Raw genomic sequence first — 14,345 nt, 5'->3', positions numbered from 1 at the left:
CGGACAGAGTTGTCACATGGTGCCTGGGTTTCCTGCCATAAACCGACTCAATTCATTGCGAATTGACCGAAAGGCTGTTTGGGTGGAAGAGATGGCCCAGACGATCGTGACCAGCCTGCCGCCCGGATCGAGAGATCCGTACCTCCCGAGAAGTGAGAGCCGATGATCGAGTTCCGCTCGGTGACGAAGCGGTTCCCCGACGGGACGGTCGCGGTCGACGACTTCTCGCTGGTGATCCCGTCGAGAAAGATCACCGTCCTCGTGGGGTCGTCGGGCAGCGGCAAGACGACCATCCTGCGCATGGTGAACCGCATGGTCGACCCGACCAGCGGCACCGTGTCGATCGACGGCGAAGACGTGCAGAGCCTCAAGCCCGTGCACCTGCGCCGACGCATCGGCTACGTGATGCAGAACTCGGGCCTGCTGCCGCACCGCAAGGTCGTCGACAACATCGCGACGGTCCCCGTGCTCACCGGCGTGAAGAAGAAGGTCGCCTATGAGCACGCGCTCGAACTGATGGACACGGTCGGCCTCGAGCGGTCGCTCGCCGACAAGTACCCCAGCCAGCTCTCGGGAGGCCAGCAGCAGCGCGTGGGAGTGGCCCGCGGCCTCGCGGTCGACCCGAACATCCTGCTGATGGACGAGCCGTTCGGCGCCGTCGACCCGATCGTGCGCGACGACCTCCAGAACGAGCTGTTGCGGTTGCAGCGTGACCTCGGCAAGACGGTGCTGTTCGTGACGCACGACATCGACGAGGCGTTCCGGCTCGGCGACCAGGTGGTCATCTTCCGCAAGGGCGGGATCGTGGCCCAGAAGGGCACGCCCGCCGAGATCCTCGCGTCGCCCGCCGACGACTTCGTCGCGTCGTTCGTCGGCGCCGACCGCGGCAAGCGCGCCCTCCACATCGAGCAGACCCCCACTGGGTCGGTGCTCGTCGACAGCGAGGGGCGCACTGCGGGCGTCCTGAGCTCCGAGCTTTCCCCTGACCGAGATTCAAAGGCCGCGGCGGTGTCCGTCGCGGGTGGTGCGGACGCCGTAACGCAGGGTGGCGCCCCTCCACGGCTTCCGCAGTGAACTTCCTGTGGTCGAATCTCGGCCAGGTCTGGAATCTCACGGTCTCCCACGTGTGGCTGAGCGCCATCCCGATCGTGGTCGGCTTCGTGGTGTCACTGCCGATCGGCTGGGTGGCCAACCGGTATCGGGTGAGCCGTCCCGTCCTGCTGACCATCGGCGGCATCCTCTACGCGATCCCGTCGCTTCCGCTCCTCGTCGCCATGCCTGCGTTGATCGGCACGAAGATCCTCGATCCGGTCAACCTCGTCGTCGCGTTGAGCATCTACGCGCTGGCGCTCATGGTGCGCACCACCGCGGACGCGCTCGCGTCGGTACCGGCTGACGTGGTCCAGTCCGCGACCGCGATCGGGTTCTCGAGCTGGCGGAGGTTCTGGTCCGTCGAGCTGCCCCTCGCCGGGCCCGTGCTGCTGGCCGGCCTGCGGGTGGTCTCGGTCTCGACGGTGAGTCTCGTGAGCATCGGCGCGCTCCTCGGCGTAGCCAACCTCGGGCAACTCTTCACCGACGGGCTCAACCGCTACTACCCGGAGGAAGTGGCGGTCGGCATCATCCTCATCATGGTCGTCGCCCTGGTGTTCGACCTCGTCCTCGTGCTGCTCGGGCGGCTGCTCCTGCCGTGGTCGCGGCTCGACCGGCGCACCGGGCGACTGCGGCGCTCGGCGGCGATGAAGGCGGTGACCGGCGCATGACGGACTTCCTCGCCGCCTTCCAGTGGCTGTTCGCACCCGCCAACTGGGCGGGTCCCGCCGGCATCCCCGCCCGCACGGGAGAGCACATCGTCTACACACTGCTCACACTCCTGATCGCGAGCATCATCGCCCTCCCGATCGGATTCCTGATCGGGCACACCGGAAGACTGCGGGGGCTCGCGGTCGGGGTCTCCGGTGCGCTGCGCGCGCTTCCGACGCTGGGACTCGTGGTCTATCTCGCGCTCATCATGGCGAACATCTCGATCGTCCCGCCGCTCATCGCCCTCACCATCCTGGCCGTTCCGCCACTGCTCGCCGGCGCGTACTCCGGGCTGGAGTCGGTGAACAGGAGCACGATCGACGCCGCGCGCGCGATCGGTATGACCGAGTGGCAGATCTTCGGCAAGGTCGAGCTGCCGTTGTCGCTGCCGCTCGTGCTCGGCGGCCTGCGGTCCGGCGCCCTCCAGGTCATCGCGACGTGGACTGTCGCGGCGATCCTGCCGGTCGGCGGCCTCGGACGGTTCCTGTTCGACGGCCTTCCGGTGCAGAACTACGCGGAGATGCTCGGCGGTTCGATCATCGTGGTCGTGCTGGCCCTGGTCGTCGACGGCCTGTTCGCGATCACGCAGAAGCTCGTCGTCCCGCGCGGTGTCACGGCCGGCACGGTCCGTTCCGACCGGGCGAAGGACCCCTGGCGCGCCCTCGGCATCACGGTGCCCGGGCGGCAGCCGACCCACTGACCTCCTCGTCCTCCCCATTCCTGCTCACAGAGACCCATCGCACACAGAAGAGAGAGAATCACATGTTCGGATCCACGAAGGGCCGCATCGCGGCCGGTGTGCTCGCGGCGGGGGCGCTCCTGGCCCTCAGCGCGTGCTCGTCCGGAGGCGGCGGCGCATTCAACACCAGCGGCAGCAGTTCCTCGTCCAGCGACAGCGTCACCGTCGGCTCGGCCGCCTTCGGCGAGTCGGAGATCCTGATGCAGGTCTACGGCCAGGCCCTAGCCGCCAACGGCATCACGGTCAACTACAAGCCCAGCATCGGCCAGCGTGACGTCTACCTGAAGGCGCTGCAGGACGGCTCGATCGACCTCGTCCCGGAGTACTCGGGCAACCTGCTCCAGTTCTACGACAAGACCAGCACGGCCAGCTCGAGCGCAGACGTCTACGCCGCGCTGAACGACGCCCTGCCGAAGGGCTTCGAGGTGCTCGACCAGGCAAAGGCGCAGGACGCCGACTCCTACAACGTCACCAAGGAGTTCTCGGACAAGTACGGCGTGACGAGCCTGGAGGACCTGAAGAAGGTCACCGTCCCGCTGAGGGTCGGCGCGAACCCCGAGTTCGCCACCCGTCCCTACGGCATCCCGGGCCTCAAGTCGACCTACGGCGTGACGGCGACGCTCACCCCGATCAGCGACTCGGGCGGCCCGCTCACCGTCACCGCGCTCAAGAACGGTGACGTGGAGCTCGCTGACATCTACACGACGACCCCGGCCATCAAGGACAACGGTTTCGTCGTGCTGAAGGACCCGAAGAACCTGATCGCCGCGCAGAACATCGTGCCGTTGATCAACACCAAGAAGGCCTCCGACAAGGTGAAGTCGGTGCTCAACAAGGTCTCGGCCGAGTTGACCACGGACGATCTCATCGCCATGAACGCCGAGAACCAGGGCGCGAACAAGACCCAGCCCGACGCCGTGGCGAAGAAGTGGCTGCAGGAGCACCCGATCAAGATCTAGGTTGAAGCGGGAGGCCCCGGCCTCCTCACAGCTCCGCGTGCGGCGGCTCGGGCGACCGGGCCGCCGCACCCATGTGTGCCGCCTCGCGCTTCTGGAGGACCTTCTTCACCACGAACACCACCCCGATGAACACCGCGATCACGGCGACGAAGGCGTAGCCCGCCCAGTGGAGCTCCTCGGAGAGCTCGCGGTAGCCGCCGGCGGCGAGCGAACCCACTGTGACGTACGCGAACGCCCAGATCACGCACGCGGGTACCGTCCACGCCATGAATGTGCGATAGCGCATCGGACTCATCCCGACCGTGAGGGGGATGAGCGAGTGCAGCACGGGGAGGAAGCGCGAGAGGAACACGGCGATGCCGCCGCGCTTGGCGAGGTAGGCCTCTGCGCGGTCGAAGTTCTGGGGGCCGAGCCGCCGGCCGAGCCGGCTGGCGCGGATGCGCGGGCCGAAGTAGCGGCCGAGGGCGAAGCCGATCGACTCGCCGCAGAGTGCGCCGACGATCACCGCGATCACGAGGGCGGCGTACTCCAGCGGGCCCGCGACAGCGGTGGAGGCGACCAGCACGATCGTGTCGCCCGGAACGATCAGCCCGACGAGGATCGAGGTCTCCAGCATGATCCCGACCCCCGCGAGCAGGGTGCGGAGGACGGGGTCGACGGACTGGACGAGGTCGAGGATCCAGGTGAGCGCGTCGTTCATGTGCCCGGTGCCGACCGGATCAGCGACCAGTACGCCTCGACGGCGTCGGCCATGTCGGCGCTGGGATCGAGCATCCACTGCACCTGCATCCCGTCGGCGACGGCGACCGCCAGGCGAGCGAGCGTACGCGGGTCGGCGTCGGCGCGGATGCGTCCGGCCTCCTGCTCGGAGCGGAGGTACTGCTCCAGACCGCCGACGATCTGCGCGTAGCGCGAGACGAAGTAGTCGTGGCCAGGGTGCTCCGGGTCCGCCGCCTCGGCGGAGATGGTGGCGTAGAGCTGCACCAGTCCGGGAACTTCCGCGTTGTGGCGCACGATCCCGACCAGACCGTCGAGCGCCCCCGTCCAGTCGGCCCCGAGCTCACCGCCGGCGGAGTCGACCTCGTCGCGCTTGCGCAGCACCTCGGCGAACAGCTCCTCCTTCGACGAGAAGTGATGCAGGAGGCCGGCCTGGCTGAGGCCGACCGAGTCGGCGATCTCGCGCAGCGAGGCCTTGCGGTAGCCCTTGTCGGCGAACACCTCCAAGGCTCGCGCGAGGATCTCCTCGCGTTTGGCGATTCCCTTGGCGTATCCCCGCTTCTCCGGCATGCTTCCAGGCTAGCGGGAGGCGCCTGATCAGCTCGTGAGCACGAGCACCGGCGGCACCACGACCAGCAGCACGATCGCGACGACCACGAACAGGCGGACACCGGTGCCGACCGTCCTGTGGTCGGCGGTGAGCCGGTCCTCGCGTGCGAGCAGCGCGGTTCGTCGCTGCTCCGGCGTGCGGGGGTCCTTCGGCGCGCCGAGCGCGGTGCCTGCTGACCCGGTCGAGTCGACGATCCGGATGGCATCGGCCAGCACCGCGTCGCCGGAGGCGCGCCGCGCGGTGTCGTCGGCGAGCATCTCCACGAGGAGCGCCACCGCGTCCTGCGCCCGGGTGGCGATCGGGAACCAGGGGAGTGCGCGCTTCCACGACCGGAAGGCGTCGAGCAGCAGGTGGTGCTTCTGGCGCAGGTGGGCGCGTTCGTGGGCGATCACGGCCTCCAGCTCTTCGGGGCTGAGAAGCTCGATCATGCCCTCGGAGAGCACCGTGACGCTGCGCGCGCCGGGGAGGCAGTATGCCGCAGGGGCGGGATGGTCGATGATGCGCGTCGCCGGTTCGTCCGGCAGCGGCGAGCTGAGCAGGCGCAGCAGCTCCATGTGCCGGTGACGCTGGCGTCGGCTGCGCACCGAGGTGAGGGCGAGGTTCAGGACGAGGTGCGCCGTCAACAGCACCGCCGCGCTCAGGAAGAACGTGTGCAGCAGCGACACGTCCGGAGGGAGCGGCCCGCTGAACAGCGCCGCCGCGGCCCCCGAGACACGGCTCGCCAGGTCGTCGCCGAACGGTTCGAGGCCGGCGAGCAGCAGCGAGCCGATCATCGAGATCCCTCCGGCGAGCGCGATCGACTGCCAGAGCGCGAGAGCGAGCACCGGGGCGGCGGCGGGCCACTTCGCGCGCGCGAGGATCAGCGGCACCGGCCAGGCGAGGGCCAGCGCGAGCACGCCGAGGACGACGGCGGTCGAGTCGACGGGCATCCCGGTCAGCTGCGGGCGTCGAGGAGTCGGCGCAGCACCTGGGCCTCGGACTCGTCGACGGAGCCCACGAAGTACGCCAGTGCCTCTGTGCGATCGGAGGAGGTCTCCAGCACTTCGCGCATCAGGTCGGCCACGTGGCCGGCGCGCGTGAGGGTGGCGAAATAGACGTGCGGGCGTGCGTCGCGGTCGCGGTCGACGAAGCCCTTCTGCTCGAGGCGGGAGAGCACGGTGAGGACGGTGGTGAGCGCCGGGGTCTTGCCGTCGGTGCGGGAGGCCGCTAATTTGTCGCGCAGTTCGCCTGCGGTGATGGGGGAGTCGCCCGACCAGAGGGCGTCCATCACCGCTCGTTCGAGTTCTCCGAGATTCGCCACGCCTCCAGGGTAGCGCGAAGTAGCTGTGAATGTTCTACACTCTGTAGAAGTAGCCGTTCTACAGAACGTAGAACTTGACCGGAAGGGTAGGGCTGCGTGAACGAGATCCTCGATCCGCTGCTGCTGGCACGCTGGCAATTCGGACTCACGACCATCTATCACTTCCTGTTCGTCCCGCTCACCATCGGTCTCGTGACCGTCGTCGCGGTCTACCAGACCGCCTGGTACCGCACGGGCAAGGTCCACTACCTCCAGCTCACGCACTTCTTCGGCAAGCTGTTCCTCATCAACTTCGCCATGGGCGTCGTGACGGGCATCGTGCAGGAGTTCCAGTTCGGGATGAACTGGTCGAACTACTCGCGTTTCGTCGGCGACATCTTCGGTGCTCCGCTGGCGCTGGAGGGCCTGCTCGCGTTCTTCCTCGAAGCGACGTTCATCGGCCTCTGGATCTTCGGCTGGGACAAACTGCCGCGCGGCATCCATCTGGCCTGCATCTGGATCGTCGCCGTCGGCTCCATCCTCTCGGCGTACTTCATCCTCGCGGCCAACGCGTTCATGCAGAACCCGGTCGGCTTCAAGCTCGACCCCGCACGAGGCCGCGCCGAGCTCACCGATCTCTGGGCCGTGCTCACGAACAAGGTGGCGCTTGCGGCGTTCCCGCACACGATGTTCGGCTGCTTCATGGTCTCGGCCGGCCTGATCATCGCAGTCGCGGCCTGGCACCTCTCGCGCACCCGCAATCTCGAGACCATGCGTCCCGCGCTCAAGTTCGGCCTCTGGATGATGGTCGTCGCCGGTATCGGCAGCGTCATCAGCGGTGACCAGCTCGGCCTGGCGATGGTGCAGACGCAGCCGATGAAGATGGCGGCGGCCGAAGCGCTCTACAAGACCTCGACGGGAGCGGACGCCTCGTTCTCGATCTTCACCCTCGGAACGCCGGACGGCGTGCACGAACTGTTCTCCATCCGCGTGCCCTATCTGCTGTCGTTCCTGTCGACGCACACCCTGGACGGCACTGTCGAAGGCATCAACGACCTCAACGCGCACTACCAGGACATCTTCGGCCCCGGCGACTACACCCCGATCATCTGGGTGACCTACTGGTCGTTCCGCTGGATGATCGGCCTCGGCCTCCTGCACGTGCTCGTGGCCGTCGTCGGCCTCTGGCTCACCCGCAAGGGCCGCACACCACCGTGGCCGTGGATGTGGAAGGTGGCGATCTGGGCGTTCCCGCTCTCGCTCGGCGCCATGATCGTCGGCTGGATCTTCACCGAGATGGGCAGGCAGCCCTGGATCGTGTTCAGCCTCATGAAGACCCAGGACGGCGTCTCGCCGGGAACCACCGGACTCGAAGTCCTGATCTCGCTCCTTGCCTTCACCGCGGTCTACGGCACCCTCGCGGTCGTCGAGTTCAAGCTCATCAAGCGCGCGGCCCAGAAGGGACCAGCCCCCGCCGAGGACCACCTCGACGACGAGGGCAAGCACGTCCCGGTCGCGACGGTCTACTAGGAGGAGACGGCAATGGATCTCGCAGTTCTCTGGTTCGGCATCATCGGCTTCCTGTTCGTCGGCTACTTCGTGCTCGACGGGTTCGACTTCGGCGTCGGGATGTCCCTCCCGTTCCTCGGCAGGGACGAGACCGACCGGCGCGTCCTCATCAACACGATCGGCCCGGTCTGGGACCTCAACGAGACCTGGCTGATCGTCGGCGGCGCGGCCCTGTTCGCCGCGTTCCCGGAGTGGTACGCCACCCTGTTCAGCGGCTTCTACCTGGCCCTGCTGCTCATCCTCATCGCGCTCATCCTGCGCGGCGTGTCGTTCGAGTACCGGCACCAGCGGCCGGAGTCGACGTGGAAGCGCCGGTTCGACGCCATGATCGTGATCGGCTCCGCCGTACCGGCGCTGCTCTGGGGCGTCGCCTTCGCCAACATCGTCCAGGGCGTCGCCCTGAACGCGCACCACGACTACACCGGCACGCTGTTCGACCTCCTGAACGGCTATGCACTGCTGGGCGGCCTGACGACGCTCCTGCTGTTCTTCACGCACGGCGCCGTCTTCGTCTCGTTGAAGACGGACGGCGACATCCGCCAGCGGGCCAGGAGGCTCGCGACCCGGTCCGGTGTGCTCACCATCGTCGTCGCCGCGGCCTTCCTGGCCTGGACCGTGATCGCGCACTTCTCCGTCGCGCTCCTGGTGCTCGCCCTGCTCGCGGCCGTCGCCCTCGTCACCTCGTGGGTCCTCAACCTCCGCGGCGCAGAAGGCTGGTCGTTCGGCTTCATGGCGGCGACGATCGCCCTCGCAGTGGCGGCGCTGTTCACGGCGCTGTTCCCGGACGTGATGCCGTCGGTCCCCAACCCGGAGAACAGCCTGACGATCGCGAACGCCTCCAGCTCGGAGACCACGCTCACGATCATGACCTGGGTGGCGGTGATCTTCCTTCCGCTGATCCTGCTCTACCAGGGCTTCACCTACTGGGTCTTCCGCAAGCGCGTGACCCGCGCGCAGATCCCCGACGACCACCCCGAACCCGAACCCGCAGCCGCCTGAGATGCGTCCGCTCGACCCCCGCCTCCTCCGCTACGCGTCGGCCACTCGGCTGACGCTGGCGGCGGGTGCGCTCGTCACCCTGGCGCAGACGGCGGCGATCGTCGCGTTCGCCTGGCTCGTCACGCAGCTGGTGGTGCGCGGGATCGCGGGTGCACCGTTCCCCGAGCTCAGCGCGCTGTTCGCCGGACTCGTCATCGTGGTCATCGCGCGCGGGGCGCTGCTGTGGCTCGCGGAGGCCGTGTCGGCGCGCGGGGGAGCGACCGTCGTCGGGCAGCTGCGCGGGCAGCTGGTCGACGCGTTCGGACGGCTCGGCCCTGGCGGGCTCGCCGGGCGCAGCAGCGCGGAACTCACCCTCGTGGCCGGTCGCGGGATGGACGCGCTCGACGGCTACTTCGCCCGCTACCTGCCGCAGCTGATCGCCACCGCGGTGGCGATGCCGCTGCTGGTGCTCGTGATCGGCTGGCAGGACCTGACCAGCGGGATCATCCTCGTGCTGACCCTTCCGCTGATCCCGGTGTTCATGGTCCTCGTCGGCTGGGCGACCCAGGCGGCGCAGAAGCGCCAGTGGTCGGCTCTCTCGACGCTGTCGAAAGGCTTCATCGACGTCGTCGCAGGCCTGCCGACGCTCACGCTCTTCGGTCGCCAGCACCGGCAGGAGGCGCAAATCCGTCAGGTGAGCGAGGAGTACCGGTCGCGCACGATGAAGGTCTTGCGGATGTCGTTCCTCTCCGGGTTCGTGCTCGAGCTCGCGGCCAGTCTGTCGGTCGCGCTCATCGCGGTGGCGATCGGCTTGCGCCTGCTGGGCGGCTCGCTGGACCTGTCGGTGGGGCTCTTCGTGCTCCTGCTGGCGCCGGAGGCCTTCCTGCCGCTGCGGAACGTCGGCGCCGCCTACCACGCCGCGACGGAGGGCATGGCGGCCGCGGCCGACGCCTTCGAGGTGCTCGACGCCGCGGCCGGGGTGCCGTCGGACGAGCCCGTCGCGGCTGTGAACGCTTCCGGACTCGTGTTCAGCGATGTCAGTGTCCAGTACGACGGGCGGGATGCCGTGTCCGGCTTCGCCGCGGAGGTGCCGCCTGGCGAGCTCGCGGTGCTGAGCGCTCCGAGCGGAGCGGGCAAGTCGAGCCTGGTGGCCGCCGCTCTCGGTTTCGTGGCCTACAGCGGCAGGATCGCCGCGGGCGGGCGGCAGGACGCGGCCGGGCGCCGCGCTGCGATCGCCTGGGCGGGTCAGCGTCCGGGTCTGCTCGCGGGAACCATCGCGGAGAACGTGGCGCTGGGCGACCCGGAACCGTCCGCTCCCGCCATCGAGGAGGCGTTGCGAGCGGCGGCGGCCGGCGAGCTGTCGCCGGGGCTCGTCGTGGGCGCCGGCGGCGTGGGGCTGTCCGGCGGGCAGGCGCAGCGGGTGGCGGTGGCACGGGCTCTCTACCGACTGCGCGCGCGGTCGTGTTCCGTACTGATCCTGGACGAGCCGACCTCCGCACTCGACGCGGCGACGGAGGGGGAGCTGCTGGCCTCGCTCCGCCGTATCGCCGACAGCGGGGTGGCCGTGCTCATCGTCAGCCACCGGGAGTCCGTCGTGGCCGCGGCCGACACGATCCTGTCGACGGAGGTGCTGTTCGATGTCGCTCGCTGAACGCACGCAGCCCGTGGAGGAGCAGGCACAGACGCGGCGAATCCTCCGCCTCGCCCTGCCTCCGGCCCGCCGGCTGTGGGTGGCCATCGCGTTCGGGGCCTTGAGCGGCGCCTGCGCCGTCGCCCTGCTCGGGGTTTCCGCGTGGCTGATCACGCGCGCGGCGGAGCAGCCGGCGCTCATGTACATCTCGATGGCGGTCGTCGGCGTCCGTGCCTTCGCGCTCGGGCGGGCGTTCTTCCGCTACCTCGAGCGACTGGCCGGCCACGACGCCGCGTTCGGACGGCTGGGGGCCATCCGCTCCGACCTCTTTGCGCGGATGGTGCCGCTCGGTCCCGACGGCATCGGTGCCCGGCACACCGCCGACGGGCGCCGTGACGAAAGCGCGCGCGGCGGCCAGCTGCTCGCCCGGCTGGCAGACGACGTCGACGAACTGCCCGACTTCGCTCTCCGGGTCGTCCAGCCTCTGGTGTCGGGCGGGATCGTGGTGCTGGCGACCGTCGTCGCGGCGTTCCTGTTCCTCCCGGAGGCCGGTGTCGCGCTGCTCGTGACGCTCACCGTAGCTTTCGTGATCGGCACGCTGGTGAACCGCTGGGCGGCCGGAGCATCGGAGCGGCGGATCTCGCCCCTCCGCGCCGAGGTGGCCGGTGCGGTGAACGACCTCGTCACGAACCTCGACGTGCTGGTCGCCTTCGACGGTCTTGCGGCGGCCGGCGAGCGCGTCCGCACCGCGAGTGCTCGGTTGACCGCGGCGATGCGCGCCCGCGCGGCGGGACTCGGCGTGACCGCCGGTGCGGTGTCGGTGCTCGCGGGCGCCGCGACACTGCTCGCCCTCGCCGGCGGCATCCCCGCCCTGCAGGACGGGCGCCTCGACGGTCCGTCCCTGGCCGTCGTCGCCCTGCTGCCGCTCGCCGTGTTCGAGGTGTTCGGCGCGCTGCCGCTGGCGTTCGGCGCGTGGCGGCGGGTGCGCGCGAGTGCGGAACGGATCGCCGACACCGTGCCGGCCACCGTTCCCGACGGGGTCCCCGTCGATGCCGCCGACGCGGCGGAGTTCGCGGTGACCGGCGTCCCCGACCTCCGGGTGAAGGTGGCGTCGGCGCACTGGCCCGGTACGACCTCGCCGGTGCTCCACGAGGTCGACCTCGAGCTGCGCGCGGGCGAGCGGGTGATCCTCAGCGGTCCGACCGGAACGGGCAAGACCGCGCTCGCCCACGTTCTGACCCGCTTCCTGGACCTCGACGGCTCCTACACGATCGACGGCGTCGACGTGCGCACGGTCCGCCAGGACGACGTGCGTCGCGTCGTCGGGCTGGTGGAGCAGCAGCCCTACCTGTTCGACTCCGACCTGCGGCAGAACCTCCTGTTCGCGCGTGACACCGCGACAGACGACGAGCTGCTGGCCGTGCTCGACCGCGTAGGACTCGGCGAGTGGACGGCGGCGCGCGGCGGCCTGGGCACGCCTGTCGGCGAACGGGGCGCGCTGGTCTCCGGAGGGCAGGCTCAGCGCATCGCGCTCGCCCGTGCACTGCTGGCCGACTTCCCGGTGCTCGTCGTGGACGAGCCGACAGCCAATGTGGACACCGCGGTCGCGGAGCGCATCGTGCGCGACATCCTCCGCACAGCCGCGGAGGACGGCCGCACGGTGCTCCTGATCTCGCACACCGACGTCCCGGACGCCCTGATCACCCGTCGTCTCCGGTTGGAGTCGGGCACGCTGGTCCTGTAGCGCCGCGCGGGGGAGCGCTCAGCGGAGCGGTCGCGCGAGCGCGGCGAAGCGCGCGCGCCAGGCCGCGGTGCGCGCGGGATCGTGGCCGAGGGCGGGGCCGTCGACCCAGACCGTGACGTCGCGGATGCCGTGCAGGGCGTTGACGGCCCAGAGCGTCGCGCCCGCGAGCTCGGAGGGGCGCACCGCCTCCTCCTCGACGGGGATGCCCAAGGCGGCGGCGATACCGCGGACCGTCCGCGCCGACACGCTGTCCACCCGCGCGAACTCGAACGGCGGTGCGTAGAGCGTCTCGCCGCGCCACCAGAGCAGGGCGGTGGTCGTCCCGTCGCTGACCCGGCCGCCGTCCAGCAGCACGGCCTCCTGAGCCCCGTCGCGCTGCGCGTGCTGGCGGAGCACGGTGAGGCGGTCGATGTCCGGCCCCTTGAGATGCGGAACCTGCCGCGGGTCCGTCGCCGCGGTCGCCACCACCAGGTCGGCGCCCAACGGAGGGGCCGTCCGCAGACGGAAGCGGAGGCGGAGGGCGTCCCGCGCCCGCACGAGCTCGAACCGGGGGAACCACCGGCCATCGCCGGGCAGGAGTGCGAGGCCGGCGTCCCAGAACGCGTCGAGCGACGCCCGGTCGTCGAATCCCTGCTCCGCCGCGGACTCGGCGAAGCGCTGGCGGTGCAGACCGAGTGCGAGCGACCGGCCGGAGGCGACGAGGAACGAGTCGGCGGCCAGCAGTTCGGTCTCCACCACCTCGCAGTGATCGCGGACCGCGAGCGCGCCGGCCGCCCAGTCGTAGAGGGTGGCCGTCGCGTCCATCCGATCAGGCTAGTGCAGACTGGGTGGGTGCTCCTCCCGCCCCGCACGCGCCGCCTCGACACCGCCGTCGACCCGGCCGATTCCTTCGTCGCCCTCTTCGGCGACGCGGACGGCGACGCCGTCTGGCTCGACGGCGGGGTCGGTGCAGAGCGCGGACGTAGTTTCATCGGCACCGGTACCCACGTCATCAGCGCGTCGGTTTCCGCCGGCACCGTCACGGAGGACGGCGTGACCAGGGGCGGCGCCATCCTGGAGCTGCTCCGCGAGCGCCTCGACCGGGGCGACGACACCCTGGGCTTCCCGCTCGGTTGGACCGGCTGGCTCGGCTACGAGGCCGGCGTGGCAGCGCTCGGGCTGCCTGTCCACCCCGGCGACGGAACGGATGCCGCGTTCCTGCTCGTCGACCGCCTGATCGCGTTCGACCACGTCGACGGCTCGGTGACCATCGTTGACGCGACCGACGACGGCGGGTGGCTCGGGTCCGCCGCCGCGACGCTCGAGACGGCAGCGGGGTCCGCCTCGACCTACGAGCGGGTGCACCAGGTCGACACGCCGGACGCGACGGCGGAGGTCGCCTGGCGTCACGACGATGCGACCTACCTCGGCATGATCGCCGCGTGCCAGGAGGCCATCCGCGCCGGCGACGCCTACCAGCTCTGCCTGACCAACACGGCGACGGCCCGCACCGATGCCGACCCGCTGGCCGTGCACCTCCGCCTGCGCCGCGCGAGTCCGTCGCACCACGCCGGCTTCCTGCGGATCGGCGGCGAGACCCTGGTCAGCTCCTCGCCGGAGCAGTTCCTGCTCGTGACGGCCGGCGGCGCCGTGCGCACCAAGCCCATCAAGGGCACGCGCCCGCGCGGTGCGACGCTCGCCGACGACCTCCGGCTCCGGGCCGAGCTGGAGGCGAGCGAGAAGGAGCGCGCGGAGAACGTGATGATCGTCGATCTGATGCGCAACGATCTCGGCCGGGTGAGCATCACCGGAAGCGTCGGCGTCCGTCACCTCCTCGAGGTCGAGAGCTACGCGCAGGTGCACCAGCTCGTGAGCACCGTCGAGGGACAGCTGCTCCCCGGCCTCACGGCCGTGGACGCTCTGGCCGCCGCGTTCCCCGCCGGATCGATGACGGGCGCGCCGAAGCTCTCGGCGATGCGCATCCTCGACAGGCTCGAGAACGGCCCGCGCGGAATCTACTCCGGCTGCTTCGGAGTCCTCGGCGCCGATGGCTCCGCCGACCTCGCGATGGTGATCCGCAGCCTGCGGTTCTGCGGCGGCAGGGTGACGATCGGCGCCGGCGGCGGGATCACCGCGCTGTCGGTACCGGAGGAGGAGCTGGACGAAGTGCGTGTGAAGGCCGCCGCCCTCCTCCGAGCGGCCGGTCTGCGATCTCCCGGCCCGCTCCCAGGGAACGGATCGGAAGGCGCGAACGTTTAGTACCCTGGAAGCTCGGGCCACGCGCCCGACGCCTTCTCGCCGAGAGGCCGGTCCGGCCGCGGCGACATCCGAGAGAGAGTCC

At 70.1% G+C, this 14,345-nt stretch carries 14 protein-coding genes; 9 read left to right on the top strand and 5 right to left on the bottom strand.

Going from position 1 to position 14,345, the window contains the following annotated elements:
* Positions 1-162: 162 nt before the first annotated feature.
* The 4 genes from JNB50_RS06375 (at position 163) to JNB50_RS06360 (ending at position 3,498) form a co-directional block, all read left to right on the top strand.
* Positions 163-1,074, top strand: a complete 912-nt coding sequence (locus JNB50_RS06375) for an ABC transporter ATP-binding protein (RefSeq protein ID WP_208039291.1) — start codon at positions 163-165, stop codon at positions 1,072-1,074.
* Positions 1,071-1,760 carry an ABC transporter permease gene (locus JNB50_RS06370; protein ID WP_208039290.1) on the top strand — a complete coding sequence of 230 codons (690 nt, stop codon included), beginning with the start codon at positions 1,071-1,073 and terminating at the stop codon, positions 1,758-1,760. Before JNB50_RS06375 ends, JNB50_RS06370 begins: the two co-directional genes overlap by 4 nt.
* Positions 1,757-2,500, top strand: a complete 744-nt coding sequence (locus tag JNB50_RS06365) for an ABC transporter permease (RefSeq protein WP_208039289.1) — start codon at positions 1,757-1,759, stop codon at positions 2,498-2,500. The genes JNB50_RS06370 and JNB50_RS06365 overlap by 4 nt, the downstream gene beginning before the upstream one ends.
* Before the next feature lie 62 nt (positions 2,501-2,562).
* Complete coding sequence (locus JNB50_RS06360) at positions 2,563-3,498, top strand: ABC transporter substrate-binding protein (protein ID WP_208039288.1); 936 nt, start codon at positions 2,563-2,565, stop codon at positions 3,496-3,498.
* Positions 3,499-3,523: 25 nt separating this feature from the next.
* Here JNB50_RS06360 and JNB50_RS06355 read toward each other — a convergent pair whose 3' ends face one another.
* Genes JNB50_RS06355 through JNB50_RS06340 form a run of 4 tightly spaced genes read right to left on the bottom strand, consistent with a single transcriptional unit; the run spans position 3,524 to position 6,125 of the window.
* Positions 3,524-4,198, bottom strand: coding sequence for a DedA family protein (locus tag JNB50_RS06355; RefSeq protein WP_208039287.1), 675 nt, complete (start codon positions 4,196-4,198; stop codon positions 3,524-3,526).
* The gene (locus tag JNB50_RS06350) at positions 4,195-4,785 is read right to left on the bottom strand and encodes a TetR/AcrR family transcriptional regulator (RefSeq protein WP_208039286.1); all 591 of its coding nucleotides are present in this window, start codon (positions 4,783-4,785) and stop codon (positions 4,195-4,197) included. Before JNB50_RS06350 ends, JNB50_RS06355 begins: the two co-directional genes overlap by 4 nt.
* A 27-nt stretch (positions 4,786-4,812) precedes the next feature.
* Positions 4,813-5,754 carry a M56 family metallopeptidase gene (locus tag JNB50_RS06345; protein WP_208039285.1) on the bottom strand — a complete coding sequence of 314 codons (942 nt, stop codon included), beginning with the start codon at positions 5,752-5,754 and terminating at the stop codon, positions 4,813-4,815.
* A 5-nt stretch (positions 5,755-5,759) separates the two neighbouring features.
* On the bottom strand, positions 5,760-6,125 hold the full coding sequence (locus JNB50_RS06340; RefSeq protein ID WP_208039284.1) for a BlaI/MecI/CopY family transcriptional regulator: 366 nt from the start codon (positions 6,123-6,125) through the stop codon (positions 5,760-5,762).
* 96 nt (positions 6,126-6,221) lie between these two features.
* On the opposite strand from JNB50_RS06340, the gene JNB50_RS06335 reads away from it, so the two are divergent.
* The 4 genes from JNB50_RS06335 to cydC are packed head-to-tail and all read left to right on the top strand — an operon-like array spanning position 6,222 to position 12,025.
* Positions 6,222-7,634, top strand: coding sequence for a cytochrome ubiquinol oxidase subunit I (locus JNB50_RS06335; RefSeq protein ID WP_208039283.1), 1,413 nt, complete (start codon positions 6,222-6,224; stop codon positions 7,632-7,634).
* 12 nt (positions 7,635-7,646) lie between these two features.
* Complete coding sequence (gene cydB, locus JNB50_RS06330) at positions 7,647-8,672, top strand: cytochrome d ubiquinol oxidase subunit II (protein WP_208039282.1); 1,026 nt, start codon at positions 7,647-7,649, stop codon at positions 8,670-8,672.
* A gap of 1 nt (position 8,673) precedes the next feature.
* Entirely contained in the window at positions 8,674-10,302 is a 1,629-nt protein-coding gene (gene cydD / locus JNB50_RS06325) for a thiol reductant ABC exporter subunit CydD (protein WP_208039281.1), read from the top strand.
* The gene (gene cydC, locus JNB50_RS06320) at positions 10,289-12,025 is read left to right on the top strand and encodes a thiol reductant ABC exporter subunit CydC (RefSeq protein WP_208039280.1); all 1,737 of its coding nucleotides are present in this window, start codon (positions 10,289-10,291) and stop codon (positions 12,023-12,025) included. The genes cydD and cydC overlap by 14 nt, the downstream gene beginning before the upstream one ends.
* Before the next feature lie 18 nt (positions 12,026-12,043).
* Here cydC and JNB50_RS06315 read toward each other — a convergent pair whose 3' ends face one another.
* The gene (locus JNB50_RS06315; RefSeq protein ID WP_208039279.1) at positions 12,044-12,829 is read right to left on the bottom strand and encodes an aminotransferase class IV; all 786 of its coding nucleotides are present in this window, start codon (positions 12,827-12,829) and stop codon (positions 12,044-12,046) included.
* 27 nt (positions 12,830-12,856) lie between these two features.
* Between JNB50_RS06315 and JNB50_RS24965 the strand changes: the two genes are divergently transcribed.
* Entirely contained in the window at positions 12,857-14,263 is a 1,407-nt protein-coding gene (locus JNB50_RS24965) for an anthranilate synthase component I family protein (RefSeq protein ID WP_208039278.1), read from the top strand.
* Positions 14,264-14,345: the final 82 nt, after the last annotated feature.

Origin of the sequence: Leifsonia sp. TF02-11 (assembly GCF_017565305.1) — a bacterium.
Taxonomy (GTDB): domain Bacteria; phylum Actinomycetota; class Actinomycetes; order Actinomycetales; family Microbacteriaceae; genus Leifsonia.
The sequence above is the reverse complement of the archived record's forward strand: the minus strand, read 5'-3'. Positions and strand labels throughout refer to the sequence as shown.